This is a genomic window from Streptomyces liliifuscus, from assembly GCF_016598615.1.
Classification (GTDB): Bacteria; Actinomycetota; Actinomycetes; order Streptomycetales; family Streptomycetaceae; genus Streptomyces; species Streptomyces liliifuscus.
Genome location: NZ_CP066831.1, coordinates 8,900,472 through 8,925,520 on the forward strand (window position 1 = coordinate 8,900,472; position 25,049 = coordinate 8,925,520).

At 71.5% G+C, this 25,049-nt stretch carries 23 protein-coding genes; 18 read left to right on the top strand and 5 right to left on the bottom strand.

Annotated features, from left to right (window positions below; genetic code table 11):
* Nucleotides 1-10: 10 nt before the first annotated feature.
* The 8 genes from JEQ17_RS38440 to JEQ17_RS38475 all read left to right on the top strand — a co-directional run bounded on the left by JEQ17_RS38440 (nt 11) and on the right by JEQ17_RS38475 (nt 6,857).
* Nucleotides 11-1,054: a sugar-binding transcriptional regulator gene (locus JEQ17_RS38440; RefSeq protein ID WP_200399539.1), complete on the top strand. Its 1,044-nt coding sequence runs from the start codon at nt 11-13 to the stop codon at nt 1,052-1,054.
* A gap of 68 nt (nt 1,055-1,122) precedes the next feature.
* On the top strand, nt 1,123-1,566 hold the full coding sequence (locus JEQ17_RS38445) for a ribonuclease domain-containing protein (protein WP_200399540.1): 444 nt from the start codon (nt 1,123-1,125) through the stop codon (nt 1,564-1,566).
* Nucleotides 1,563-1,895, top strand: coding sequence for a barstar family protein (locus tag JEQ17_RS38450; RefSeq protein ID WP_200399541.1), 333 nt, complete (start codon nt 1,563-1,565; stop codon nt 1,893-1,895). The genes JEQ17_RS38445 and JEQ17_RS38450 overlap by 4 nt, the downstream gene beginning before the upstream one ends.
* A 128-nt stretch (nt 1,896-2,023) precedes the next feature.
* The gene (locus tag JEQ17_RS38455) at nt 2,024-3,466 is read left to right on the top strand and encodes a GuaB1 family IMP dehydrogenase-related protein (protein ID WP_200401939.1); all 1,443 of its coding nucleotides are present in this window, start codon (nt 2,024-2,026) and stop codon (nt 3,464-3,466) included.
* Nucleotides 3,467-3,553: 87 nt separating this feature from the next.
* Complete coding sequence (locus JEQ17_RS38460; protein ID WP_200399542.1) at nt 3,554-4,078, top strand: GNAT family N-acetyltransferase; 525 nt, start codon at nt 3,554-3,556, stop codon at nt 4,076-4,078.
* A 15-nt stretch (nt 4,079-4,093) separates the two neighbouring features.
* Nucleotides 4,094-4,495: a hypothetical protein gene (locus tag JEQ17_RS38465; protein WP_200399543.1), complete on the top strand. Its 402-nt coding sequence runs from the start codon at nt 4,094-4,096 to the stop codon at nt 4,493-4,495.
* A 432-nt stretch (nt 4,496-4,927) separates the two neighbouring features.
* Nucleotides 4,928-6,394 carry an amino acid permease gene (locus tag JEQ17_RS38470; RefSeq protein ID WP_200399544.1) on the top strand — a complete coding sequence of 489 codons (1,467 nt, stop codon included), beginning with the start codon at nt 4,928-4,930 and terminating at the stop codon, nt 6,392-6,394.
* A 10-nt stretch (nt 6,395-6,404) separates the two neighbouring features.
* Nucleotides 6,405-6,857: an Lrp/AsnC family transcriptional regulator gene (locus tag JEQ17_RS38475; RefSeq protein WP_055618648.1), complete on the top strand. Its 453-nt coding sequence runs from the start codon at nt 6,405-6,407 to the stop codon at nt 6,855-6,857.
* A 228-nt stretch (nt 6,858-7,085) separates the two neighbouring features.
* On the opposite strand, the gene JEQ17_RS38480 is transcribed toward JEQ17_RS38475, so the two are convergent.
* Nucleotides 7,086-7,835: a GntR family transcriptional regulator gene (locus JEQ17_RS38480; RefSeq protein ID WP_200399545.1), complete on the bottom strand. Its 750-nt coding sequence runs from the start codon at nt 7,833-7,835 to the stop codon at nt 7,086-7,088.
* 223 nt (nt 7,836-8,058) lie between these two features.
* On the opposite strand from JEQ17_RS38480, the gene JEQ17_RS38485 reads away from it, so the two are divergent.
* The 6 genes from JEQ17_RS38485 (at nt 8,059) to JEQ17_RS38510 (ending at nt 15,112) form a co-directional block, all read left to right on the top strand.
* Nucleotides 8,059-9,207, top strand: coding sequence for an ABC transporter substrate-binding protein (locus JEQ17_RS38485; protein WP_200399546.1), 1,149 nt, complete (start codon nt 8,059-8,061; stop codon nt 9,205-9,207).
* On the top strand, nt 9,204-10,103 hold the full coding sequence (locus tag JEQ17_RS38490; RefSeq protein WP_200399547.1) for an ABC transporter permease: 900 nt from the start codon (nt 9,204-9,206) through the stop codon (nt 10,101-10,103). The genes JEQ17_RS38485 and JEQ17_RS38490 overlap by 4 nt, the downstream gene beginning before the upstream one ends.
* Nucleotides 10,088-10,915: an ABC transporter permease gene (locus JEQ17_RS38495; RefSeq protein ID WP_200399548.1), complete on the top strand. Its 828-nt coding sequence runs from the start codon at nt 10,088-10,090 to the stop codon at nt 10,913-10,915. Before JEQ17_RS38490 ends, JEQ17_RS38495 begins: the two co-directional genes overlap by 16 nt.
* A gap of 3 nt (nt 10,916-10,918) precedes the next feature.
* The gene (locus tag JEQ17_RS38500) at nt 10,919-11,989 is read left to right on the top strand and encodes an ABC transporter ATP-binding protein (RefSeq protein ID WP_200399549.1); all 1,071 of its coding nucleotides are present in this window, start codon (nt 10,919-10,921) and stop codon (nt 11,987-11,989) included.
* A 95-nt stretch (nt 11,990-12,084) separates the two neighbouring features.
* Nucleotides 12,085-13,611: an HAD-IA family hydrolase gene (locus JEQ17_RS38505; protein ID WP_200401940.1), complete on the top strand. Its 1,527-nt coding sequence runs from the start codon at nt 12,085-12,087 to the stop codon at nt 13,609-13,611.
* Between the two features lie 217 nt (nt 13,612-13,828).
* On the top strand, nt 13,829-15,112 hold the full coding sequence (locus tag JEQ17_RS38510) for an MFS transporter (protein WP_200399550.1): 1,284 nt from the start codon (nt 13,829-13,831) through the stop codon (nt 15,110-15,112).
* Here JEQ17_RS38510 and JEQ17_RS38515 read toward each other — a convergent pair.
* Nucleotides 15,081-15,740, bottom strand: coding sequence for a Repetin (locus tag JEQ17_RS38515; RefSeq protein WP_200399551.1), 660 nt, complete (start codon nt 15,738-15,740; stop codon nt 15,081-15,083). The two genes, JEQ17_RS38510 and JEQ17_RS38515, sit on opposite strands and share 32 nt — an antisense overlap.
* A 331-nt stretch (nt 15,741-16,071) precedes the next feature.
* Between JEQ17_RS38515 and JEQ17_RS38520 the strand changes: the two genes are divergently transcribed.
* Nucleotides 16,072-16,860: a carbon-nitrogen hydrolase family protein gene (locus JEQ17_RS38520; RefSeq protein ID WP_200399552.1), complete on the top strand. Its 789-nt coding sequence runs from the start codon at nt 16,072-16,074 to the stop codon at nt 16,858-16,860.
* Between the two features lie 80 nt (nt 16,861-16,940).
* On the top strand, nt 16,941-18,647 hold the full coding sequence (locus tag JEQ17_RS38525) for a flavin monoamine oxidase family protein (RefSeq protein ID WP_200399553.1): 1,707 nt from the start codon (nt 16,941-16,943) through the stop codon (nt 18,645-18,647).
* A 57-nt stretch (nt 18,648-18,704) separates the two neighbouring features.
* Here the strand turns inward: JEQ17_RS38525 and JEQ17_RS38530 are convergent, their stop codons facing one another.
* Nucleotides 18,705-19,403 carry a DUF5995 family protein gene (locus JEQ17_RS38530; protein WP_200399554.1) on the bottom strand — a complete coding sequence of 233 codons (699 nt, stop codon included), beginning with the start codon at nt 19,401-19,403 and terminating at the stop codon, nt 18,705-18,707.
* Nucleotides 19,404-19,576: 173 nt separating this feature from the next.
* Between JEQ17_RS38530 and JEQ17_RS38535 the strand changes: the two genes are divergently transcribed.
* Nucleotides 19,577-20,698, top strand: coding sequence for a glycoside hydrolase family 6 protein (locus JEQ17_RS38535; protein ID WP_200401941.1), 1,122 nt, complete (start codon nt 19,577-19,579; stop codon nt 20,696-20,698).
* On the opposite strand, the gene JEQ17_RS38540 is transcribed toward JEQ17_RS38535, so the two are convergent.
* The gene (locus JEQ17_RS38540; RefSeq protein ID WP_200399555.1) at nt 20,680-22,110 is read right to left on the bottom strand and encodes a uracil-xanthine permease family protein; all 1,431 of its coding nucleotides are present in this window, start codon (nt 22,108-22,110) and stop codon (nt 20,680-20,682) included. The two genes, JEQ17_RS38535 and JEQ17_RS38540, sit on opposite strands and share 19 nt — an antisense overlap.
* Before the next feature lie 111 nt (nt 22,111-22,221).
* On the bottom strand, nt 22,222-23,436 hold the full coding sequence (locus JEQ17_RS38545; protein ID WP_200399556.1) for an MFS transporter: 1,215 nt from the start codon (nt 23,434-23,436) through the stop codon (nt 22,222-22,224).
* 122 nt (nt 23,437-23,558) lie between these two features.
* On the opposite strand from JEQ17_RS38545, the gene JEQ17_RS38550 reads away from it, so the two are divergent.
* On the top strand, nt 23,559-24,758 hold the full coding sequence (locus tag JEQ17_RS38550) for an ROK family transcriptional regulator (protein ID WP_200399557.1): 1,200 nt from the start codon (nt 23,559-23,561) through the stop codon (nt 24,756-24,758).
* Nucleotides 24,759-25,049 lie beyond the last annotated feature (291 nt).

Below are 25,049 nucleotides of genomic sequence, written 5' to 3' on the forward strand. Positions count from 1 at the left end.
AATCCAGAGTGTGAACAGCAGTGAGGAGATCGCCGTGTCGGGTATGTCGGCGGGCCGGTCGGCCATGCGGATGGGACCCGCTGAGCTGGTGCAGGCGGCGGCCATGGCCCGCCGTTTCTACCTTGAGGGCAAGTCCAAGATCCAGATCGCCGAGGAGTTCGGCGTCAGCCGCTTCAAGGTGGCCCGGGTCCTGGAAACCGCTCTCGAACGGGATCTCGTGAGGATCGAGATCCGCGTCCCCGCCGAGCTGGACGCGGAGCGCTCGGACGCGCTGCGCGCCCGTTACGGCCTGCGGCATGCCGTCGTCGTCGAGTCCCCGGCGGAGGCCGAGGAGTCGCCCGACCCGGAGAACCTCGGTGAGGTCGCCGCCGACCTGCTCGGTGAACTCGTCGCCGAGGGCGATGTGCTCGGCCTCGCCTGGGGCCGTTCCACCATCCACATGGCGGCCGCGCTCGACCGGCTGCCGCCGTGCACGGTGGTGCAGTTGACGGGTGTCTACGACGCCGGGACGGCCGAGCGCGGCTCGGTCGAGGCGGTCCGCAGGGCCGCCCAGGTCTCCGGCGGGGACGCCCATCCCATCTACGCGCCGATGCTGCTGCCGGACGTGGCCACCGCGGCGGCGCTGCGCAGCCAGACGGGGATCGCCCGCGCCTTCGAGTACTTCGACAAGGTCACCGTCGCCTGTGTGTCGATCGGCTCCTGGGAGGCGGGCATCTCGACGGTGCACGACATGCTCACCGAGGAGGAGCGCGCCCACTACGCCACCCTCGGTGTGGCCGCCGAGATGTCAGCGCACCTCTTCGACTCCGAGGGCCGTCGCGTCGGCCGGGACCTGGGCGAGCGGTGCATCACCGTCGAGGCCGACCGGCTGCGGCGGATCCCCGAGGTCGTCGCGATCGCCGGCGGCCAGCGCAAGGCCGCCGCCATCGACGCGGTACTGCGCTCCGGCCTCGTCACCAGCCTGGTGACGGACACGGCGGCCGCGGACTACCTGATGACGGCGGGTCCGGCACCGCGTCCGGCACTGAACCGGGCGGACCCGGACGGGCCCTGAGCCCGCAACGCTCCGAACGGCGGCTCGGCGACGCGCCGCGTGGGGACGGCTGTGGCAGCATCGGCGACATGCTGCTCCGGTCCGTCCCCCGTCTGTTTCCGGGGCTGTTCCTCTGTCTGGTCGCATGTCTTGTCGCGGTGCTGTCGACCGGCTGTTCGTCGTCGGACACCACGACAGGGAGCGGTACCGGCACCGGGTCGGCCACGAGCGCCTCGGCCCCCTCCTGGGCCGCGGGCATGGGGACGGTCGAGGAGGCGCGGCTTCCCGCCGAGGCCCGTCGGACACTCGCCCTCATCGACGAGGGCGGCCCCTTCCCGTACGCCAAGGACGGCTCGGTGTTCGGGAACTTCGAGCGTGAACTGCCGCGGCACGAGCGCGGCTACTACCGCGAGTTCACGGTGCGGACGCCCGGCGAGCGGGACCGCGGGGCCCGGCGCATTGTCACGGGGCAGGGCGGCGAGGTCTACTACACCGATGATCACTACAACTCCTTCAGGGCGGTGCTGAGATGACGCACGACGTGGCGGGCCGCCACCTGGTCGCGCTCGACCTCGACGGCGTCGCGGACAAGGCGGGCCTCATGGAGCGCTGCGTGAGCGCCCTGGAGCTGCCGGACTGGTTCGGGCGCAACTGGGACGCGCTCGCCGACAGCCTCGGCGACTCCTCCGTCTGGCCCTCGCCCGCCGTGGAGAAGGGGCTGCTCATCGTCGTCACAGGCTGGCAGCCGTACGCGAAGGCGCGGCCCGACGAGTGGGAGATCGCGCGGGACGTGTTCTCCCGGGCGACGGACGGCACCCCGGCGCTCACCGTGGCGCTGGCGCTTGGAGGATCGCACCAGTAGCCCCCTGACCAGCCTGGACGATCGGCCCGGGGCGTGTTCACCCACCGACATGGGACAATGAGGTACGTGCTCTTCCCTCGGGCTGTCCTGTTCGGGGGCCACCTCTGAACGACTGGGATGTGCAGCACGTGCGTTTCCTCAACGACATCCAGCCCGCGTACGACCTGACGTACGACGACGTCTTCATGGTGCCGAGCCGCTCCGCGGTCGGTTCGCGGCAGGGCGTCGACCTGGCTTCGCCGGATGGCAGCGGGACCACGATTCCGCTGGTGGTGGCCAACATGACGGCCATCGCGGGCCGCCGGATGGCCGAGACGCTGGCCCGCCGGGGCGGCCTCGTCGTCATTCCGCAGGACATCCCGATCGAGGTCGTGACCGAGGTCGTCTCCTGGGTCAAGAGCCGTCATCTCGTGCTGGACACCCCGATCGTGCTGGCCCCGCACCAGACGGTCGCCGACGCGCTGTCCCTGCTGCCGAAGCGCGCGCACAACGCCGGTGTCGTGGTGGACGGCGAGGGCAGGCCGGTCGGCGTGGTCACCGACGCCGACCTGAGCGGCGTCGACCGCTTCACACAGCTGTCCGAGGTCATGTCCCGGGACCTGCTGCTGCTCGACGCGGACATCGAGCCGGGCGAGGCGTTCAACAGGCTCGACCACGCGAACCGCCGTTACGCGCCCGCCGTGGACAAGGACGGCAGGCTCGCCGGCATCCTCACCCGCAAGGGCGCCCTGCGCGCCACGCTCTACACCCCGGCCACCGACGCGGACGGCAGGCTGCGCATCGCGGCCGCCGTCGGTATCAACGGCGATGTCGCGGGCAAGGCCAAGCAGCTCCTCGCGGCCGGCGTCGACACGCTCGTCGTGGACACCGCGCACGGCCACCAGGAGTCGATGATCTCCGCGGTCAAGGCGGTCCGCGGGCTCGACCCCCAGGTGCCGATCGTCGCGGGCAACATCGTCGCCGCCGAGGGCGTACGCGACCTCATCGAGGCCGGCGCGGACATCATCAAGGTCGGTGTCGGACCCGGCGCCATGTGCACCACGCGCATGATGACCGGTGTGGGCCGCCCGCAGTTCTCGGCCGTGCTCGAATGCGCCGCCGAGGCGAAGAAGTTCGGCAAGCACGTGTGGGCCGACGGCGGTGTGCGCCACCCTCGCGACGTCGCCATGGCGCTGGCCGCCGGCGCGTCGAACGTCATGATCGGTTCCTGGTTCGCCGGTACGTACGAGTCGCCGGGCGACCTCCAGCACGACGCCAACGGGCGCCCCTACAAGGAGTCGTTCGGCATGGCGTCCGCGCGCGCGGTGCGCAACCGCACGTCGGAGGAGTCCGCGTACGACCGTGCCCGCAAGGCGCTGTTCGAGGAGGGCATCTCGACCTCCCGGATGTTCCTCGACCCGACCCGGCCGGGCGTCGAGGACCTGATCGACTCGATCATCGCGGGCGTCCGCTCCTCCTGCACCTACGCCGGTGCCAACTCCCTGGAGGAGTTCGCCGAGCGGGCCGTCGTCGGCATCCAGAGCGCGGCGGGCTACGCGGAGGGCAAGCCGCTGCACGCCAGCTGGAGCTGACGCAACTCCCTTCAGTACGGCCCCTGTTGTCCCGCTTACCGGGAAACGGGGGCCGTGCCGCTTCCCGGTGTCGCTAGGGTCGGGCGGATGAGGATCGTCGTCTGCCGGGCCGAGGACATCGCGGTGCTGGAGCGGTTCATGCCCTCGCACAGCGTGGACGGGAGCCACGGGGCTCGGTTCGCGCGGCAGGAGGCGGGCGACAGCAGCTATCTGATCCCCTGGCTCGACGGACTGCCCGTCGGCCACGCGGAGGTCCGCTGGACCGGATGCGAGGCTCCCGAGGTGCGGGCGGTCCAGCCCGGCTGTCCCGAGCTCAACGGACTGTTCGTCTGGCCCGCTTCGCTCCGCTCGCGGGGCATCGGAACGGCACTGGTGCGTGCCGCCGAGGAACAGGCCCTCGCCCGCGGCACCGGGCTCATGGGGCTCGGCGTGGGCGACGACAACCCGACGGCCGCGCGGCTCTACGCCCGGCTCGGCTACCGGCCCACCGTGCCGTACGTCGACCGCTGGGCGTATCTCGACGTGGACGGTGTGCGCCAGGAGTGCGCCGACCCCTGCGTCTTCCTGGTCAAGGATCTGTCGTCAGGCCCTCTTGACGTCAAGCCTGCCTGACGAGACGCTGGCGTCATGACGACACCGCAGAGCATCGAGCCCCAGTACACGCTGCGGACGGCCGTGGCCCGTCTCGACGAGCTGCGGGTGCGTGAGTCGCTGGCCGGGGCGGGGAGCGACGAGGAGGCCCTCGACCGGGGCGAGCTGCTCGAACTGCTCGCGCTGAGCGAAGTGGTGGCCCGCAAGGCCGCGTACGGGCGCCAGTTGAGCGTGCGCGCGGCGCGTCGGGCCGGGGCGTCCTGGTCGCAGATCGGGGCGGCCCTGGGCACCAGCAAGCAGGCTGCCTGGGAGGCCCACAACCGGTGGATCGACGAGCAGGCGGCGGTCCATGCCCATGGGCGGCCCGGGCAGCTGGGCTTCGACGAGGACGACGTGGCCGAGGCGCGGGCGCTCGCGGGAGAGCCGGACGGGGCCTGAACGAGCGGCCTCCGGGCCTGCGCCGCGATCGGGCTGCGGGCCCGGGCGGCGGTCGAGTGGCGGGCCTGGGCGGCGAGCGGAGGGACGTCCTGCGCGAGTGGCTTCCGGGTCTGCCCTACGGTCCGGCGGCGGGCCGACACGAGCGGTCTCCCGGGCCTGTGCGACGGTCGGGTGAAGGGCCTCGGTGGCGGCCGGGCGGCGGGTCCGCGCAACGGTCGAAAGGGTCCGCGCAACGAACACGCGCCTGTCCGCGATCAACGCAACGATCTTGCGGAGGCGCGCAAGGTTGCTGCATTACGGCTGGAAAGGCTGTCCTCGTAGAGTCATGCGCTGAACGTAGTGTGGCGGGGACCCCGTGCACGGTGGTCCCCTTCCTTCGGACTGCCGTGGGGCCGCGCCGCCCTGACCGGCAGCGATGAAGGAGCCAGCCGCGTGCTCGACCACGGCGCACCCCCGCAGTCCCGCAGTCACCCCACCCCCGAGCCCCCGGGAGCCGGCGCGCGCCTGATGCGCCGCAAGCCCGTGGAGAGCCTGGTCGCGGAGGGTGGCCAGGGCGAGGGCGGCAGCCTGCGGCGCTCCCTCGGCCTCTGGCAGCTGACTATGATCAGCATCGGCGCCACGCTCGGCACCGGCATCTTCGTGGTGCTCGGCGAGGCCGTCCCCAAGGCCGGCCCGGCCGTCACCGTCTCCTTCGTGATCGCCGGACTCACGGCGCTCTTCTCCGCCCTCTCGTACGCCGAGCTGGCGGGCACCATCCCGGTCGCCGGGTCCTCGTACTCGTATGCGTACGCAACCATGGGCGAGCTCATCGCCTGGATCTGCGGCTGGTGTCTGGTCCTGGAGTACGGCGTCTCCGTCGCGGCCGTCGCCGTCGGCTGGGGCGAGTACCTGAACGAACTGCTCGACGGCACGATCGGCGTCACCATCCCGGACGCGCTCTCGGCGCCACCCGGCGACGGCGGCATTTTCAACCTGCCCGCGCTCATCGTCGTACTGCTCGCCATGGCCTTCCTGCTCGGCGGTGCCCGCGAGTCGGCGCGCGCCAACACCGCCATGGTCGTCGTGAAGATCGCCGCGCTGCTGCTGTTCTGCGCGATCGGCGTCCAGGGCTTCCGCTCCGGCAACTACGATAACTTCATGCCGCTCGGCATGGCGGGCGTCAGCGCCGCCGGAGCAACCCTCTTCTTCTCGTACATCGGATTCGACGCGGCCTCCACGGCGGGCGAGGAGGCCAAGAACGCCCAGCGTGATCTGCCGCGCGCCATCATGCTCTCCCTGATCATCGTGACCGCGCTGTACGTGCTCGTCGCGGCCGTCGCCGTCGGCGCGAAGCCCTGGCAGGGCTTCACCGACTCGGAGGCCGCGCTCGCCGGGATCATGAAGGACGTCACCGGGGACGCCTTCTGGGGCACGCTGCTCGCGGCCGGCGCGGTCATCGCCATCGCCAGTGTCGTGCTGACCGTGCTCTACGGGCAGACCCGCATCCTCTTCGCCATGTCCCGCGACGGGCTCGTACCGAAGGCCTTCTCGCGCGTCCACGCGAAGACCGGAACGCCCCGCGTCAACACGGTCATCGTGTCCCTGTTCTGCGGTGTCCTCGCCGCCGCGATTCCGCTCGGGCAGCTCGCCGACGCGACCAGCATCGGCACGCTGTTCGCCTTCGCGCTGGTCAATGTGGCCGTCGTGGTGCTGCGGCGTACGCGGCCCGAGATGCCCCGTACGTTCCGGGTGCCGCTGTCGCCGGTGATGCCCGCGCTGGGCTTCGCCTTCTGCGTGTGGATGATGGGCAGCCTCGACACCGTGACCTGGGTCGTCTTCGGGGTCTGGATGGCCGTCGGGCTCGTGTTCTACTTCAGTTACGGCTATCGCCGCTCCCATCTCGCCACTCCAGAGAAGTGATCCACCCGCAGTGCTGAACGATCTCGACGAACGCATCGTGCACGCCCTCGCCGAGGACGCCCGCCGCTCCTATGCCGACATCGGGCAGGAGGTGGGGCTGTCCGCGCCCGCGGTGAAACGGCGGGTGGACCGGTTGCGGGCCACCGGGGCGATCACCGGGTTCACCGTTCGGGTCGACCCGGCTGCGCTCGGGTGGGAGACCGAGGGGTTCGTCGAGATCTACTGCCGGCGGAACACTTCGCCGGAGACGATTCAGCGGGGGCTTGAGCGGTATCAGGAGGTTGTTGCCGCGTCCACGGTTACGGGGGAGGCGGATGCGATGGTTCAGGTCTTCGCTTCTGACATGCGGCATTTCGAGCGGGTGCTTGAGCGGATTGCCGGGGAGCCGTTTGTGGAGCGGACGAAGTCCGTGTTGGTGCTTTCGCCTTTGTTGCGGAGGTTTTCTTCGGGGTCGCCCACGTAGGGGGTTGTGTGGGGTGGTGTTGCGGCTGCGGGTTCGTTGTGGCTGATCGCGCAGTTCCCCGCGCCCCTGAAGACTGCGCAGTTCCCCGCGCCCCTGAAGACTGCGCCGTTCCCCGCGCCCCTAAAAACAGGGGCGCTTCCGTCCGCGGTTGCGTGCGGGTTCGTCGTGGCTGAGTGCGCAGTTCCCCGCGCCCCTGAAAGACAAGAACGGCGCCGTCCGTGTCGTCGGTCAGAAGTCTGACTGGCCCGACTGTCTTGCCAAGGCGTTGTTCGCTATTGAGTTGTGGACGCTGAAGGTGATGGCGTCCGGGCGGTAGCGGTCGTCGGACCATTCGACGGGGCGGCCCTCGCGGGTTGTTGTGACGCGGCGGACTCGTAGGAGGGGGCTGGTGCGGCGGACGTCGAGGAGGTCGGCGTCCTGGGCGCCGGCCGCCACCGCGTCGATGACGTGCTCGCCGTAGGCGAAGACGAGGCCCGTGTCCTCGTAGAGGCGCTGGGTGACCGAAGGGCAGTCCGGTTCGACGGCCTCGACGGCGGGGGAGATCCAGGCCGCGTAGACCGTGCGCTCCAGGAGGACCGGTTCGCCGTCCAGGCCGCGTACGCGCAGGACGTGCAACACCGGGGTGCCCGTGGGCAGTTGGAGGCGGACGGAGTCCTCGGGGGTGGCCGGGCGGTACTGCGACGACACCACGTGGCCCGTCGCCTCGCGGCCCATCGCGCGGGCCCACTGGGCGAAGCTGCGCAGCTCCTCGAAGGACTGGCTGCGGCGGCTCGCGAGGACCACGCGGCGCGCGCCCTGCCGGGAACCGATGAGGCCCTCGGCGGTCAGGGCGGCGACGGCCTGGCGGACGGTACCGCGGGAGACGCCGTAGCGGGCCGCGAGGTCGGTCTCGGCGGGCAGTCGACTGCCCACGGTGTACTCCTCGCGGTCGATCGCCCGTCTGAGTTCCTCGGCGATCTCCTCGTGTCGCGTCGCCATGCTCCCCCTCTGTGCGCAGGTGTGTACCGCTTGACCAGCCTAGACGACGATCAAGGGTGACACGTGCACCCGGCGAGTGGCAGTGAAATCAAGGGCCATGGTTTCGCCAGAGTTTACGAACAGGACATCAACGCCGGGCCTACTGAGGCCAACTTGTTCAGACAAGTTGTGCTGACAAGCTCTCAGTCTCGTGTGACCCCTGCGCGCACCCCTGGAGAAGACCGTGAACGTGTCCCTGCCGAGAACAGCCGTCTTCGTCGGCGCCGCCGCACTCGCCCTGAGTGCCTGCGGAGCGGCCCCCGACGACAACGCCTCCACCACCACCGACGGCAAGAGCGCCGCCACCGCGACCTCCGCGGAGGCCTTCGGCGGCATGGACGCGCTGGTGAAGGCGGCCAAGAAGGAAGGCACGCTGCAGGCGATCGCGCTGCCCCGCGACTGGGCCAACTACGGCGCCCTCATCGACGGCTTCCAGAAGAAGTACGGCATCAAGATCGAGGTCGAGAACCCCGCCGGCAGCAGCCAGGACGAGATCAACGCCGTGACGTCGAGGAAGGGCCAGGACCGGGCGCCCGACGTCCTGGACCTCGGCAGTTCGTTCGCGCTCAGCGCCGCCCAGCAGGGACTCCTCGCGCCCTACAAGGTCGCGGGCTTCGCCGACATCCCCGAGGGGCAGAAGGACGCGCAGGGCCGCTGGTTCAACGACTACGGCGGCTACATCTCCATCGGCTGCGACGCCAAGCGCGTGAAGACCTGCCCGACCACCTTCGCGGACCTGCTGAAGCCGCAGTACAAGGGGCAGGTCGCGCTCAACGGCAACCCCACCAAGTCCGGTTCGGCCTTCGGCGGCGTCTGGGCGGCCTCCCTCGCGAGCGGCGGCTCCTTCGACGACATCCAGCCCGGCCTCGACTTCTTCGCCAAGCTGAAGAAGAACGGCAACTACACGCCCGTCGAGTCGACTCCCGCCACGGTCGAGAAGGGCGAGACGCCGATCAGCATCGACTGGGACTACCTCAACGCCGGCTACGCCGACGAGTTCAAGAAGAAGGGGCTCGACTGGAAGGTCGCGGTCCCGTCCGACGGCAAGTTCTCCCAGTACTACTCGCAGGCCATCAACAAGGACGCCCCGCATCCGGCGGCCGCCCGCCTGTGGCAGGAGTACCTCTACAGCGCCGAGGGCCAGAACCTCTGGCTCAAGGGATACGCCCGCCCGGCCCTGATGACCGCCATGGAGAAGGCCGGCACGCTCGACAAGGCCGCCGCCGCCAAGCTCCCCGAGGTCTCCGGGACGCCCGCCTTCCCGACCGAGGCCCAGCAGAGCAAGGCCAAGACCGTGCTCGGCCAGGGCTGGGGCAAGGCCGTCTCCGGATGACCGCGACCCTCACCCGTGTGGACGTGGCGCCTGTCGCTTCCCAGAAGCGGCGGCGCCACGCGCCCGGCTGGCTCGCCGTCGTCCCGCTGCTCGCCTTCGTGGCGCTCGCCTTCGGGATCCCCGCGCTGGCCATGCTGAACGGCGCGTTCACCGTCAAGGACCCGGCCACCGGGGCGACCTCGTACACCACGGCGAACCTGACCGCCTCGCTGAAGGGCGCGTATCTCACCGCCCTGCTCGGCAGCGTCAAGCTGTCCGCCGTCTCGGCGGTCATCTCGACGGTGTTCGGCTTGCTGGTAGCCCAGGCCGTGGTGACCTCCCGCTTCCGCGCTCTGCGCGAGGCCGTGCTCACCGCGTCCGGCGTGCTCGCCAACTTCGGCGGTGTCCCGCTGGCCTTCGCGTTCGTCGCCACGCTCGGCAACTCCGGTGTGCTGACCCGGCACCTGGGCCTCGCCGACAAGGGCTGGGACCTCTACAGCTTCTCGGGGCTGGTGATCGTCTATCTCTACTTCCTGATCCCGCTGATGGTCCTCACCATCACTCCCGCCCTCGACGGACTGCGCGTCCAGTGGCGCGAGGCCGCGCGGAACAACGGGGCCACCGCCGTCCAGTACTGGCGGCACATCGCCCTGCCCGTCCTCGCGCCCTCCCTCCTCGGCGGATTCGTGCTGCTCTTCGGCAGCGCCTTCGCCGCGTACGCCACCGCCGCGGCCATGGTGGGCAGTTCGGTCCCGCTGGTCACCCTGCAGATCGCCGACGCCATCTCCGGCAACGTCCTGGTCGGCCAGGAGAACGTGGCGCTCGCCCTCAGCCTCGACATGGTCCTCGTCGCGGGCCTGGTGATGGCCGTGTACCTGCCACTGCAACGACGGAGCGCGCGATGGCTCGACAACTGAACCGGTCCGTACGTCCCTGGCGCGGGGTCGTCCTCGCAGGTGCCGCGCTCTACTTCCTGGTGCCGCTGGCCGCGTCCGTCGTCTTCACCGTCGACGTGCCGGGGCAGGGCGTCACCTTCGACGCGTACACGCAGATCTTCGGCACCGACGGGTTCGTCTCCAGTCTGCTGCTCTCGCTGGAACTGGCCGCCGCCACCATCGCGATCGTGCTGCTGCTGATGGTGCCCGCGATGGTCGCGCTGCGGCTCGGCGCGCCGAAGCTGCGGCCCGTCGTCGAGATCGTCTGCTCGCTGCCGCTCGTCGTCCCGCCCATCGCGTTCGTCGCCGGGATCGGCACCGTCCTGAAGTGGGGGCCCGAACACCTCTCCCGAACCCCGCTGTTCCAGACGTTCGTGTCGATCCAGAACCCCGACTTCCCGTTCGTCCTCGTCCTCGCGTACGTCGTGATGGCGCTGCCGTTCGTGTACCGGGCCCTGGACGCCGGGCTGCGCGCGATGGACGTACGCACCCTCGTCGAGGCCGCCCGCAGTTGTGGCGCGGGCTGGCCGCAGGCGCTCGTACGGGCCGTGCTGCCGAACCTGCGCGGGGCGCTGCTCAACGCGTCGTTCCTCACACTGGCCCTGGTGCTCGGCGAGTTCACCGTCGCCCAGCTGCTCGGCTTCCAGCCGTTCGCCGTGTGGATCGTCAACGTCAGCGGTTCGCAGGCCCAGTTGTCCGTCGCCGTGTCCGTGCTCAGCCTGCTCGTCACGTGGGCACTCCTTCTCGCGCTCGCCGGGTTCGGCGGGCGCTCCCGTACCGCTCCCCGGGGATGAACCATGACCGCAACCACGCTTGAGAAAACGGCCACGACGGCCGCCACCGTCGAATTCCGGGGCCTGCGCCGGGAGTTCGGCAAGGCCGTCGCCCTCGACGGGCTCGACCTGACCGCACGGCCCGGCGAACTCCTCGCCCTGCTCGGCCCTTCCGGCTGCGGCAAGACCACGGCCCTGCGGATGCTCGCCGGGTTCGAACACCCCGACTCCGGCGAGGTGTTGGTCGACGGCGAGGACGTCACGCGCGTCCCGGCCCACCGGCGCGACGCCGGGATGGTCTTCCAGTCGTACAGCCTCTTCCCGCACCTCAGCGCGCTCGACAACGTCGCCTTCGGGCTGCGGATGCGCAAGGTGCCTACGACCGAACGGCAGTCGCGCGCGGCCGAGTTGCTCGAACTCGTCGGGCTCGGCGACAAGGGCGGGAACTTCCCGCACCAGCTCTCCGGCGGTCAGCAGCAGCGCGTCGCGCTCGCCCGCGCGCTCGCGCTTCGGCCACGCGTCCTGCTCCTCGACGAACCGCTGTCGGCGCTCGACGCCAAGGTGCGGCTCACCCTGCGCGAGGAGATCCGCCGGCTCCAGCAGGAACTCGGCATCACCACCCTGTTCGTGACGCACGATCAGGAGGAGGCCCTGTCGATGGCGGACCGGGTCGCCGTGATGCGCGCCGGACGGCTCGAACAGTGCGCCGCTCCGGCGGAGTTGTACGGGAGGCCCGCGACCGCGTTCGTCGCGGAGTTCGTCGGTACGATGAGCCGCATACCGGGCCGGGTGACCGACGGGACGGCCGAGGTGCTCGGGCAGCGGCTGCCGGTCGACGGCGAAGCGCCCGCCTCGCCGGAGGTGGACGTGCTCGTGCGGCCCGAGGCGCTGCGGGTGACGGCCGAGGACACCTCGGACGCCCGGGTCGTCTCCTCCGCCTTCCTCGGTGCGGCCACCCGCGTCACCGTCCGGCTCGCCGACGGCACCGAGGTGAAGGCCGACCTGCCGACCCACGAGGCCGCCGCGCTGGGCGCGGGCACCGCCGTGACCGTGAGCCTGCCGGAGCGTCCCGTCCTGGTCGCCGACCGCCTGTGAGAGAGAGCCGCGTGACCCCCCACATCCCCCACACCACCCCGGCCGGCCACACCCCCCGCCGTTCCCAACAGCCGCTCCAGGCCGTCCTGTTCGACATGGACGGGACCCTCGTGGACACCGAGCGGCTGTGGTGGGAGGCGGTCGAGCACGTCGCGGCGGGGCTCGGCCGGTCGCTCACGGAGGCCGACGAGGAGGACGTGCTCGGGCGGCCCGTCGAGCACACCGCCGAGATGCTGAGCCGGGCCACGGAAGCCCCGTTCGCCGAGGTCGCCGCCGATCTGCACCGGGAGTTCGCCGTCCGGGTGCGCTCCGGTGTCGTCGCCAGGCCCGGCGCGCTCCGGCTCCTCGACGCCCTGGCCGCGGACGGCGTGCCCACCGCTCTGGTGACCGCGTCGCCGCGCGCCATCGCGGACCTCGTCGTCGAGGGCCTGGGCGCCGGACGCTTCGCGGTCACCGTCACCGCCGACGACACCCCGCGCACCAAGCCCGCCCCCGACCCGTATCTCGCCGCCTGCCGCGCCCTCGGCGTCGAACCCGCCTCCTGCGTGGCCGTCGAGGACACCAGGACCGGTGTCTCCTCGGCGGAGGCGGCCGGCTGCACGGTGCTCGCGGTGCCGTCGCTCGCCCCGATCGCCGCCGCGCCCGGCCGCACGGTCCGCGAGAGCCTGGAGGACGTGACCCCGACCGGACTGCGCGACATGATCACCTCCCGCGAACCGTCCGGCCTGCCCGAACCGTCCGGCCGCCCGGACATCCCCGGCCTCCCCGACGCGTCCGACCTGCGTGAACTTCGCGTGATGAGCTGGAATCTCTGGTTCGGCGGCACCAAGGTCCGCCATCACCGCGAGAAGCAGCTCAAGATCATCCTGGAGGCCGGTGTCGACGTGGTCGGGCTGCAGGAGACGTACGGCACCGCCGCCCGGGAACTCGCCGACGCGCTGGGCTGGGAGTACCACCAGGCGGGCGAGAACCTCGGCGTCATCAGCCGGTATCCGATCACCGGCCGGCTGGGCGCCGCGGACCCCGGCTTCTACGGGGCGACCGGTGTACGCGTCACGCTCGGCGTGGGCCAGGACGTCGTGCTGTGGAGCGCCCACCTCGACTACACGCCGTACGGCCCGTACGAGGCCTCCTTCGACGGGCTCCCCGCGCCCGAACTGGCGGCCCACGAGTCCGTACGGCTGGGGCAGGTACGGGAGATCCTGGCCGCGATGGCCCCTGACCTGGCGGCCCGCGACACCACTCCCGTCCTTCTGGTCGGCGACTTCAACGCACCCTCCCACCTGGACCGCGAGGACGCCGAGTGGCCCGTGACCAGGGCCGCGGAGGAGGCCGGCCTGCGCGACTCCTACCGGGAGGCGCACCCCGACCCGGTCGGGAGCCCCGGCCACACCTGGTCGCCGGTCCACACCGAGCACGAGGACGGCAGCGGGCGCCCGGAACCGCAGGACCGGATCGACTACGTGCTGTACGCGGGCGCCGGGCTCCGGGTCCTCGACTCCCGCACCCTCGTCACCGGCACCCCGCGCACCTGGCCCGACGTCGAGGGCAACGACTGGCCGTCGGACCACGCGGCGGTGATCACGACGTTCGCGCTGGGTCGTGAAAGGGGTCCCGTCTGAGCGACCCGCGCCCCTTCAGGGGCGCGGGGAACTGCGCGACCAGTCCTCACCCGGCCCGCAGAATTAATCACCGCGCCCCCGGCTGAGCGCCTAGCATTGCTGTCATGACCTGGCGACATTGATCCACCAGCCGTGCCTCCCGAGGGGCCCGAGGACCGCCTCGGACGCCGTATCTCCGGCGTCCGAACTGTCCCTGCGGTCCCTACGGGAAGGCCTCATGACTCTCTCACCTGCGCGTGTGCCCGGCACCGGCCCTGGCTCCGGCCCCGCCGTCCGGCGGCTGACGACCACGCTGTACGGCTACGCGTTCCTCGACGACTTCGTCCTGCTCTACCCGGTCTACGCCCTGCTGTTCAGCGACACGGGGCTCACGGTCTGGCAGATCTCCTCGCTGTTCTGCCTGTGGGCGCTGACCGGCGTCCTGCTGGAGATCCCGTCCGGCGCCTGGGCCGACGCCGTGTCGCGGCGCCTGCTCCTTTGGTTCGGACCGCTGCTCACGGCCGCCGGATTCGCCCTGTGGGTACTCGCCCCGTCGTACTGGGCCTTCGCCCTCGGCTTCGTCCTCTGGGGCGCCAAGGGAGCGCTCGGCTCCGGCGCGCTGGAGGCGCTGGTGTACGAGGAGCTGGACCGGCTCGGCGCGGCCGACCGGTACGCGACCGTCATGGGCCGGGCCCGCGCGGCCGGGCTCGTGGCCGTGATGGCGGCGATGCCGGGGACCGGCCCGGTGTTCGCGTTCGGCGGCTACCCGGCCGTCGGGTTCGCAAGTGTGCTGGCCTGTCTGCTGGCGGCAGCCACCGCGGCACGCTTCCCGGAGCACCGAAAACCGGCTGACGCTGCAATGGGTCGGCGCGACGGCTGGACCCGGACGCTGCGGGCCGGGCTCGCGGAGGCCCGTGGCGACCGGTCCGTCCGTGGCGCCCTGCTGCTGGTCCCGGCCGTCACCGCCGTGTGGGGCGCCCTCGACGAGTACACACCGCTGCTCGTCCGCGACACGGGCGTCGCGGAGAGCGCGGTCCCGAACTGGCTGTTGCTGATCTGGGCGGGGGCGACGGTCGGCGGGCTGCTGGCCGGCGCGGGCAGGCGGCTGGGCACGGGCGGGTTCGCCGGTCTGCTCGCGGTCTCCGCGGTGGCACTGGCCGCGGGGGCGTGGGTGCGGACCCCGGCCGGCATCGGCCTTGTGGCGCTCTCCTTCTGCGGTTTCCAGCTGGCGAGCGTGCTGGCCGACGCCCGGCTCCAGGACCGGATCGGCGGAACCGGCCGGGCCACCCTGACCTCGGTGGCCGGGGTGGGCACCGACCTGACCACCATCGCCGTGTACGGCACCTACGGGGTGATCGGGTCGGCGACCACGCACGGTGCCGCCTTCGCCCTGTTCGCGGTGCCCTACCTCGTGACGGCCGCGCTGCTGGCGGCCGTCGGAAAGGCGGCGGCCGGGAAGAGGGCCAGCGGGAAGGGGGCCGCCCGCGCGGCTAGAACTTCGGGTTCCAAGGCACGACCGTGAAGTCTCCCGTGCCCTTCTTGACCTTCTCGAAGGGCGCGGAGCCGACGCACTTGGGCAGGTCCTTCGTCTCGACGGGGTTTCCGGTGGAGGCCCAGCTGTACCCGAGCCGGTCCTGCCCTCCGGTGTCATGGACGGTGATGCCGACCCGCTTGCCCTTGGCGCCAGGCAGGTCCGAATCGGTGACGACACCGGAGACGACGGCCACCTTGCCGCCGGTGACGAGGCAGTCCACCTCGGCCTTCGCCCAGGCACCGTCGCCGCCCGCGTAGTGGCTCCACTCGAAGGTGCCGGTGGCCTTCAGCGGATCGTCCGTGTCCTTCGCCGCCAGATGCGCGTCGAAGGAGAACGTGATGTCGTCCCCGGCCGACCGGTACAGCTTCGCCCTGCCGGTGAGCGCGGCGGCCTCACGCCGACGCTCACCGGACGCGGAGGTGGACGCGGAGGCGACGGAGGGCGCTGACGCGGTCGAGGCAGTGGACGGCGTTGAGGCCACTCCGGTGGTGGCGGTCGACGGCGTGGTGGAGGCGGTGGCGGACGAGGTGGCCCCGGCGGTCCCGGCGGTCCCCGTGGCCCCGGCGGTCACGAGCAGAGCGGCACCGAGCACGGCGGTCTTCGTACGGCGGTTCATGTCGGCCCTTCGTGGTTCGTTGGGTGGTTCGACGGCGGGTGCGGACAGCACTCACTGTCCCGGCGCCGGCGCCGCGCCACATCGCGCCGCAGGCTGCACCGCGCCTCCGCCACCCGGCGGGGGAGCGCGCCCCTGACCTGCGCCCCTGGGAGGAAGGCCCTTCATCCCAGGGGCGCAGGTCAGGGGCGCGCAACGAATCGCCGCCGTACCGCCGACGGACGCAACGATTCGTTCACCGGCGCGCAACGGCTCCTCCTTGTCCGCCCGAGCCCGTCGCCCGTACCGTCTATCTGGCCCCCCGAACCGCCTCCGATCCCGGTGAGGAACACGCATGCGCACCGCCCTGCTCCAGAGCTCCGGCCGTCCCGGCTCGGTCGTCGAGAACCTCAAGGTCCTCGACGAGGCCGCGGGCCGTGCCGCCGCCGCGGGCGCCGGGCTCCTCGCCGCCCCGGAGATGTTCCTGACCGGCTACGCGATCGGCGCCGACGTGCGCCGGCTCGCCGAGCCCGCCGACGGTGACTCCGCGGACGAGATCGCCGAGATCGCCTCCCGGCACGGCGTGGCCATCGCCTACGGCTACCCGGAGCGCGCGGGAGAGCTGGTCTTCAACTCGGCCCAGCTGATCTCCGCCGACGGCACGCGCCTCGCCAACTACCGCAAGACCCATCTCTTCGGCTGCTTCGAGCAGGAGTGGTTCACGCCCGGCGACGAGCCTGTCGTCCAGGCCGAGCTCGACGGCCTCCGCGTCGGCCTGATGATCTGCTACGACGTGGAGTTCCCGGAGAACGTCCGCGCGCACGCCCTCGCCGGCACCGACTTCCTCGTCGTGCCCACGGCCCAGATGCACCCGTTCCAGTTCGTCGCCGAGTCCGTCGTACCGGTGCGTGCCTTCGAGAACCAGATGTACGTCGCGTACGTCAACCGGGTCGGTGCGGAAGGGGAGTTCGAGTTCGTCGGGCTCTCCACGCTGGCCGGCCCCGACGGGGGCGCCCGGGCCCGAGCAGGCCGCGGCGAGGAACTCGTCCTCGGTGACGTGGACCCCGCCCTCCTCGCCGCCTCGCGCGAGGCCAACCCGTATCTGAAGGACCGCCGCCCCGGCCTCTACGGGTCCCTCGTCTGACCTCCCCCGATCCACCGGGCCTGCCCCAGCCCCCCAGGCAGCCTCACCACCCAGCTTTCCCCGCAAGGAGTCCGTACCCCATGACGTCCACGGTGCCCCCCGCCGTCCCGCACACCGACGCGCAGCCGCCGATCACCATGTTCGGCCCGGACTTCCCATACGCGTACGACGACTTCCTCGCGCACCCCGCGGGCCTCGGCCAGATACCGGCGACCGAGCTCGGCACCGAGGTCGCCGTCATCGGCGGCGGTCTGTCCGGCATCGTGGCCGCGTACGAGCTGATGAAGATGGGCCTCAAGCCCGTCGTGTACGAGGCCGACAGGATCGGCGGACGGCTGCGGACCGTGGGCTTCGACGGGTGCGACCCCTCCCTCACCGCCGAGATGGGCGCGATGCGCTTTCCGCCGTCCTCCACGGCACTCCAGCACTACATCGACCTGGTGGGGCTGCGGACCGAGCCGTTCCCCAACCCCCTCGCCGAGGCGACCCCTTCGACCGTCGTCGACCTCAAGGGCGAGTCGCACTACGCGACCAGCGTCGACGACCTGCCGCAGGTCTACCGCGACGTGATGAACGCGTGGAACGCCTGCCTCGAAGAGGGCGCCGACTTCTCCGACATGAACCAGGCCATGCGTGAGCGCGATGTGCCGCGCATCCGCGAGATCTGGGCGAAGCTCGTCGAGAAGCTCGACAACCAGACCTTCTACGGCTTCCTCTGCGAGTCGGAGTCCTTCAAGTCCTTCCGGCACCGAGAGATCTTCGGCCAGGTCGGCTTCGGTACCGGCGGCTGGGACACCGACTTCCCGAACTCCATCCTGGAGATCCTGCGCGTCGTCTACACCGAGGCCGACGACCACCACCGCGGCATCGTCGGCGGCAGCCAGCAGCTCCCGCTGCGCCTGTGGGAGCGCGAGCCGCAGAAGATCGTGCACTGGGCGTACGGCACCTCGCTCGCCACCCTGCACGACGGGACACCGCGGCCCGCCGTGACCCGTCTGAACCGCACGGCCGGCAACGGGATCACGGTCACCGACGCCTCCGGCGACATCCGTACGTACCGGGCGGCGATCTTCACCGCCCAGTCCTGGATGCTGCTGTCCAAGGTCGCCTGCGACGACGCGCTCTTCCCGATCGACCACTGGACGGCGATCGAGCGCACCCACTACATGGAGTCGAGCAAGCTCTTCGTGCCGGTCGACAGGCCGTTCTGGCTGGACAAGGCCGTCGACGACAGGGGAAATCCGACGGGCCGGGACGTCATGTCGATGACGCTCACCGACCGCATGACGCGCGGCACCTACCTCCTCGACGACGGGCCGGACAAGCCCGCCGTCATCTGCCTCTCCTACACCTGGTGCGACGACAGCCTGAAGTGGCTGCCGCTGTCCGCGAACGAGCGGATGGAGGTCATGCTGAAGTCGCTCGGCGAGATCTACCCGAAGGTCGACATCAGGAAGCACATCATCGGCAACCCGGTGACCGTGTCCTGGGAGAACGAGCCCTACTTCATGGGCGCGTTCAAGGCCAACCTGCCCGGTCACTACCGCTACCAGCGGCGCCTGTTCACCCACTTCATGCAGGACCGGCTGCCCGAGGACAAGCGGGGCATCTTCCTCGCGGGCGACGACATCTCCTGGACGGCCGGCTGGGCCGAGGGCGCCGTACAGACCGCCCTCAACGCCGTATGGGGCGTCATGCACCACTTCGGCGGCGGAACGGACCCGGCCAACCCGGGCCCCGGCGACGTATACGACGACATCGCCCCGGTGGAACTGCCCGAGGACTGAGCGCCCCAAAGGGGCGCGAGGAACTGCGCGACCAGCCCCCACCGGCCCGCAGACAGATCACAGCGTTCCCAACGGAGTGAGCAAGCACCGGCCGACCAGGCCAACCCCCGTGTCGAGCCGCTCGACGAACTCCCCGGCCAGGTCGGGGAGTTCCCGCAACGCCCACACGGCCCGCGCGGCGGACCACGCCGCGTCCCGCGCCCGGTCCAGACTCCACGCGCCGAGCAGATGGGTCAGCGGGTCGGCGATCTGGAGGAGATCGGGGCCCGGCATCAGATCTTCGCGGATCCGCTCCTCCAGCGAGACGAGGACGTCACCCACGCGATCGAACTCGTCCTCCAGCTCGGCCGGTTCGCAGCCGAGCGTACGACAGGTGTCCACCACCGCGAGCGCCAGATCGTGCCCGATGTGCGCATTGATGCCCGCAAGGGCGAACTGCAGCGGACGTACTCCGGGATGGCGCCGGAGCTGGAACAGCGGCCGCCAGCAGGCGGGCGGACGACGCTCGTCCGCCACCGCCTCGACGGCGTCCAGATAGCGCTCGGCGAACCGCACGTCCAGCGTGATCGCGGCGCGGGTGTCGATGAAGTGCCCTGTCTCCAGGCGCCGGTCGACCTCCTCGGTGACGGCGAGGTAGACACGGTTGAAGACCGCGACACCGTCCCGCTCGGGCCAGGCCGCACCCAGCGCACGCATCCGGTGCACCACCGCGTCGACGCCGTGCACGCGAGCTGTGAACTGTTCCAACGGCACCATGGGGGCAGGGTCCCAGGCCTACGCTGTGCCGAGGGCCGCCGGGCCGAGCGCTTCCCCAGAACGGGGGAACACGCGGGACCCGGCGGAGGGGGGAGCACCACGTGTCAGGGCAACGTGCCCATCGCCTGGCCGCACGCAGGGCCGAGCGCAGGCGCGCCGCCCGGCGCGGCGCCATGGTCGCCGTGGCGTCCGCGGTCGTCGTGGTCGGCACCGTGACGGGGATGATGTCCGCGCTCGACGACGGTCGGGGCAGCGACGAGGCGCGTCCCGACGTCACCAGCTCACCGCTTCTGCAGCCGCTGCCCGGCGTGCCCACGCCGTCGCCCTCGAAGACGTCCGCCTCACCGTCCCCGTCGCCCTCCCCGACGAAGGCGAAGCCGAGCCCGAAGCCCTCGAAGAGCGCGTCGACGAAACCGAGGACGGAGCCCGTGTCGGTGCAGCTGTACCGCCATCCCGAGTCCCAGGTACTCGACTGGGTCCGTGACCATCGCGACGACCCGCGCCGCCCGCTCATCGAGTCCCGGATAGCCGACCGGCCCGCCGCGGTGTGGTTCGCGGACTACACGCCGTCGAACATCACCGCCCGCGTCAGGGCGGTCACCTCGGCCGGCTCGGCGAAGGACAGGGTCCCGGTCGTCGTCCCGTACGCGATATCGAACCGGGACTGCGGAGGGGCCTCGCAGGGCGGTGCGCCGGACCTCGGGGCGTACGACGGGTGGATCGACAAGTTCGCGGCGGGCCTCGGTTCCGAGGAGGTCATCGTGGTCCTGGAGCCGGACGCGATCGCCCAGTCGGACTGCCTGTCCGAGGGCGACCGGGCCGCCCGCTTCGCCTCGCTGGCCCGCGCGGGACGCGTCCTCAAGGCGGCGAACCCGAAGGCGCGGGTCTACTTCGACGCGGGCCATTCCGACTGGAACACCCCGGAGAAGCAGGCCGGACTGCTGCGCCGGGCCGGTGCCGCGTCCGCCGCCTCCTCGGACGGCATCTTCAGCAACGTCTCGAACTTCAACCGGACGGGCGACGAGATCGCGTACGTCCGCCGGACCCTCGACGCCCTCGGCGGCCCCGCGGGCCTGGGCGCCGTCATCGACACCAGCCGCAACGGCAACGGCGCCCCGGCCGACGGCGAGTGGTGCGACCCAGCGGGCCGCAAGCTCGGACAGGCGCCGACCATGAGCACCGGAGAGGCGCGGATCGACGCCTACCTGTGGGTGAAGCTGCCCGGCGAGTCCGACGGCTGCAAGGGCGCCCCGGGGACGTTCACCCCGGACTACGCCTACGACTTGGCACGCTGACCGCCCGCCGAGTCGGATCCCGAGCCCGATGCCGAGTCGGAGCCGGAGCCGTAAGACGACGTGCCCTCGTCCAGCAGCGGCTCCTGCGACTTGAGGTGCGCGGGAGCCATGGCGCGCAGCGCGTGGTACCCGATGATGACGACGAGCGTCCCGAGCGCGATGCCGCTCAGCGAGAACGTGTCGGTGAACTCCAGCGTGACGTTGCCGACGCCGATGATGATGCCCGCCGCGGCCGGCACCAGATTCAGCGGATTGCGCAGGTCCACCCCGGCGTTGAGCCAGATCTGCGCGCCCAGCAGGCCGATCATGCCGTACAGGATGACCGTGATCCCGCCGAGCACACCGCCCGGAATGGCGGCCACGACCGCGCCGAACTTCGGGCAGAGGCCGAAGAGCAGCGCGAAGCCCGCGGCGGCCCAGTAGGCGGCCGTGGAGTAGACACGGGTCGCGGCCATGACGCCGATGTTCTCGGAGTACGTCGTGTTGGGCGGGCCGCCCACGGCGGTGGAGAGCATCGAGCCGACGCCGTCCGCGGAGATCGCCGTGCCCAGCCTGTCGTCCAGCGGGTCGCCGGTCATCTCGCCGACCGCCTTCACATGGCCCGCGTTCTCGGCGACCAGCGCGATGACGACGGGCAGCGCCACGAGGATCGCCGACCACTCGAAGGACGGGCCGTGGAAGTTCGGCAGCCCGATCCAGTCGGCCCGGCCCACGGCGGAGAGGTCGAGCCGCCAGTGATCGGTGAGTCTGCCGCTCGCGTCGACCGAGTGGATCCGCCCGAAGACGCGGTCGAAGACCCAGGAGATCCCGTACCCGAAGACCAGCCCGAGGAAGATCGCGATCCGTGACCAGAAACCGCGCAGGCACACCACGGCCAGAGCCGTGAACACCATCACGAGCAGGGCCGTCCACTGGTCCTGCGGCCAGTACGTCGAGGCGGTGACCGGCGCCAGGTTGAAGCCGATCAGCATGACGACCGCGCCCGTGACGATCGGCGGCATCGCGGCGTGGATGATCCGCGCCCCGAACCGCTGCACCGCCAGACCCACGAGGAACAGCGCGACCCCGACCACGAAGACGGCACCGGTCACGGTCGCACTGCTGCCGCCCTGCGCTCGGATCACCGCCGCGACGCCCACGAAGGACAGCGAGCAGCCGAGATAGCTGGGCACCCGGCCGCGGGTCGCGAGCAGGAAGATCACCGTCGCGACACCCGACATCATGATCGCGAGGTTCGGGTCCAGGCCCATCAGGACCGGCGCGACGAAGGACGCCCCGAACATCGCCACCACGTGCTGGGCACCGAGCCCGGCCGTACGCGGCCACGACAGCCGTTCGTCGGGGCGGACGACCGCCCCCGGCGCGGGCGTGCGCCCGTCACCGTGCAGCTTCCAGCGCACGCCGAGGTCCATGGTGGGTTCCGCTTTCTCTGTACGTCGAGATCCTGACGTCGACGGACCGACGTCAAGATCCGTAAGTGAAGATCAGCGCCATGGTAGGGCGGAGCGGGGAGGGCGACCGGTTCAGGGCCGGCGATCCGGAACCGGCGCGTCCGCCGGGCTGACCTTCCCGCCGGCGGTGCGGCCGCTGGCACGCAGCACGTTCGCGAACGAGGCGAGACCGAGAGTCAGCACCGTCACCAGGACGAACGACGTCACCAGGCTCGTCGCGTCCGCCACGGCCCCGATCGCCGACGGCGCGATCAGGCCCGAGGTGTACGTGATGGTGGCGACGCCCGCGATGGCCTGGGACGGGTTGGGGCCGCTGCGACCGGCCGCCGCGAAGCAGAGCGGGACGACGACGGCGATGCCGAGGCCCAGCAGGGCGAAGCCGGCCATGGCCGCCGCGGCGTTCTGGGCCAGTACGACGAGCAGCGCGCCGAGGGTCGCGAGGGCGCCGCTGACCCGTACCGTGCGGACCGGGCCGAAGCGGTCCACCACCGAGTCGCCGGCGAACCGCGCGATCGCCATGGTGAGCGTGAAACCCGTCGTGGACGCGGCCGCGACCCCGGCCGAGCTGTCGAGGACGTCCCGCAGATACACCGCGGACCAGTCCAGGCTCGCCCCCTCCGCGAACACCGCGCAGAAGCCGATCGCACCGATGAGCAGCGCCGACCTCGGAGGCAGCGCGAAGCGCGGGGGCGGTTCCTCGTCCTCGGTGGGACGCAGGTCCAGCACCCACTGGCAGGCGGCCACGCCGATCAGCGTGAGCGCCACGGCGGCGAGCGCGTGGTGCAGACGCGCGTCCGAGCCCAGATGGGCGGCGACGGTACCGGCCGCCGAGCCGACCAGGGCGCCCGCGCTCCACATCCCGTGCAGCCCCGACATGATCGACTTGTCGAGCCGGTTCTCTATCTCGACACCCAGGGCGTTCATCGCCACATCGGCCATGCCCGCCGTCGCGCCGTAGACGAAGAGGGCCATGCACAGGGTCAGCAGGTTCGGCGCGAGTGCCGGGAGGACGAGAGCGAGCGTCCACAGCGCGATCAGGCCGCGCAGGGCCCTGCGGGCGCCGAAGCGGTGACTGACACTGCCCGCGAGTGGCATCGCGACGGACGCGCCGATCGCCGGGAACGCGAGTGCCAGGCCGAGCTGGCCCGCGCTCACGGAGGCGTGGTCCTGGATCCACGGGACGCGGGTCGCGAACGAACCGGTGACGGCACCGTGCACGGCGAACACCACCGCCACGGCGTACCGGGAGTGCTTCACCTCGCGCCGGTCGTAGACCACTTCACCCATTTTCCCGGTCCCTCCCTGTCCTCTCCCCACTGTGCCGCCGTAAACTATCAGGGACCCTGCCTGATAGATAGGCGGTATCGGGCCCTGCCGCCCCGGCGCCCCCGATCTGGAAGGATCCCGGCATGCCCGCATCACCGAGCACCGCCCGGGCCATCAACGACCGGCTCGCCCTGCGCCTCCTGCAGCAGGAAGGCCCTTTGACGGCAGGGCAGTTGAAGCAGCTCACCGGCCTGTCCCGGCCCTCCGTCGCCGACCTGGTGGAACGCCTCGCCGCGGCCGGACTCATAGGCGTCGTGGGGGAGTCGGGCGAACAGCGACGCGGCCCGAACGCCCGCCTGTACGGGATCGTCGCCGACCGCGCGCACCTGGCCGCGCTGGACGTACGGACCGAGGGCGTGGCCGTCCTCGTGTCGGATCTGCTCGGCTCGGTGCTGGCCGAGGCGTCGGTGCCGATCGGCGACGGTACGGACACCGGGCCCGCCGTCGAGCAGGCGGTCACGCTGGTCGAACGTACGGCCAAGGAGGCGGGCGTCGAGCGGCTGCACACCATCGGCGTCGGCGCCCCCGGGCTGATCGACCCCGCCACCGGAGAGCTCCGCGACTCCTCGGGACTGCCCGAATGGCACCGCCGCCTCGCCGCGGCGTTGCAGGAGCGACTGCCGGCGCGCGTCCTCGTCGAGAACGAGACCAACCTCGCGGCGCTGGCCGAGCAGCGCGACGGGGCCGCACAGGACCGCGACACCTTCGTCCTGCTCTGGCTCGGCCACGGCATCGGCGCGGCCGTCGTCCTCGACGGCGTCCTGCGCCGGGGTGCCTCCGGCGGTACGGGCGAGATCGGCTTCCTGCCGGTGCCGGGCACGAGCGGCATGCCGTCCGCGACGGGCTGCGAGGGCGGCTTCCACTCCCTGGCGGGCGCCGCCGCGATCTCCGAACTGGCGGGGCGCTACGGGATCGTGGCGCCCGCCGCGCCGCACGAACCGTATGCGGCGGCGCTGGTGCGGGAGGCCGTGGCGCGGGTCGGGGCCGATGCCGAGGACCCCCTGGCCTCGGGTTTTCTCGACATGCTCGCCGAACGCGTTGCCCTCGGTGCCGCGTCCGTCGTCGCCGTCCTCGACCCCGGTTGCCTGGTGCTCGCGGGCGAGATCGGCGGCGCGGGCGGCGAGGTGCTGGCCGCCCGCGTCCGGGACCGGGTCGGCCGTATGTCGCCGCTGCCCACCGAGGTGCGGGCCGGAACCCTGGGCGGCGGCGCCGTGCTCCGTGGGGCGCTGCTGATGGCGCGGGACGGGGCCCAGGACGAACTGTTCGCGCCTCCGGAGAGGTGACGCTCGTCTACGAAGAGGCGAAGGGCCGCCTCCGGAGGGATGACGCCGGTCCCTGGAGAGACGGCGCACGGGGGCGGTCGATGTCCGGGAAACGGAGACCCGGCGGCGGGGCAAGGGCCTCCGTCACCGCCGCCGGGTCGTTCTGGGGGCGGGCCGGCGAACGCGGAGCCCGTGGAGGCGTCGGTGAACGCAGACCCTAAAGAGGACTAGACCAAAGCGTCAATAGGTATGGACCAATCATAAGCTGCTGTGTCTGAAAGGTAGTTGGTCCGCCACGAGTGTCCAGTGAAG

What these genes read in the sequence shown, in the direction of transcription:
- JEQ17_RS38445 (WP_200399540.1), top strand. Translation starts at nt 1,123, where the DNA reads ATGCTGCTCCGGTCCGTCCCCCGTCTGTTTCCGGGGCTGTTCCTCTGT.
- JEQ17_RS38450 (WP_200399541.1), top strand. Translation starts at nt 1,563, where the DNA reads ATGACGCACGACGTGGCGGGCCGCCACCTGGTCGCGCTCGACCTCGAC.
- JEQ17_RS38460 (WP_200399542.1), top strand. Translation starts at nt 3,554, where the DNA reads ATGAGGATCGTCGTCTGCCGGGCCGAGGACATCGCGGTGCTGGAGCGG.
- JEQ17_RS38465 (WP_200399543.1), top strand. Translation starts at nt 4,094, where the DNA reads ATGACGACACCGCAGAGCATCGAGCCCCAGTACACGCTGCGGACGGCC.
- JEQ17_RS38480 (WP_200399545.1), bottom strand. Translation starts at nt 7,835, where the DNA reads ATGGCGACGCGACACGAGGAGATCGCCGAGGAACTCAGACGGGCGATC.
- JEQ17_RS38490 (WP_200399547.1), top strand. Translation starts at nt 9,204, where the DNA reads ATGACCGCGACCCTCACCCGTGTGGACGTGGCGCCTGTCGCTTCCCAG.
- JEQ17_RS38495 (WP_200399548.1), top strand. Translation starts at nt 10,088, where the DNA reads ATGGCTCGACAACTGAACCGGTCCGTACGTCCCTGGCGCGGGGTCGTC.
- JEQ17_RS38500 (WP_200399549.1), top strand. Translation starts at nt 10,919, where the DNA reads ATGACCGCAACCACGCTTGAGAAAACGGCCACGACGGCCGCCACCGTC.
- JEQ17_RS38505 (WP_200401940.1), top strand. Translation starts at nt 12,085, where the DNA reads ATGGACGGGACCCTCGTGGACACCGAGCGGCTGTGGTGGGAGGCGGTC.
- JEQ17_RS38510 (WP_200399550.1), top strand. Translation starts at nt 13,829, where the DNA reads ATGACTCTCTCACCTGCGCGTGTGCCCGGCACCGGCCCTGGCTCCGGC.
- JEQ17_RS38515 (WP_200399551.1), bottom strand. Translation starts at nt 15,740, where the DNA reads ATGAACCGCCGTACGAAGACCGCCGTGCTCGGTGCCGCTCTGCTCGTG.
- JEQ17_RS38520 (WP_200399552.1), top strand. Translation starts at nt 16,072, where the DNA reads ATGCGCACCGCCCTGCTCCAGAGCTCCGGCCGTCCCGGCTCGGTCGTC.
- JEQ17_RS38525 (WP_200399553.1), top strand. Translation starts at nt 16,941, where the DNA reads ATGACGTCCACGGTGCCCCCCGCCGTCCCGCACACCGACGCGCAGCCG.
- JEQ17_RS38530 (WP_200399554.1), bottom strand. Translation starts at nt 19,403, where the DNA reads ATGGTGCCGTTGGAACAGTTCACAGCTCGCGTGCACGGCGTCGACGCG.
- JEQ17_RS38535 (WP_200401941.1), top strand. Translation starts at nt 19,577, where the DNA reads ATGGTCGCCGTGGCGTCCGCGGTCGTCGTGGTCGGCACCGTGACGGGG.
- JEQ17_RS38540 (WP_200399555.1), bottom strand. Translation starts at nt 22,110, where the DNA reads ATGGACCTCGGCGTGCGCTGGAAGCTGCACGGTGACGGGCGCACGCCC.
- JEQ17_RS38545 (WP_200399556.1), bottom strand. Translation starts at nt 23,436, where the DNA reads ATGGGTGAAGTGGTCTACGACCGGCGCGAGGTGAAGCACTCCCGGTAC.
- JEQ17_RS38550 (WP_200399557.1), top strand. Translation starts at nt 23,559, where the DNA reads ATGCCCGCATCACCGAGCACCGCCCGGGCCATCAACGACCGGCTCGCC.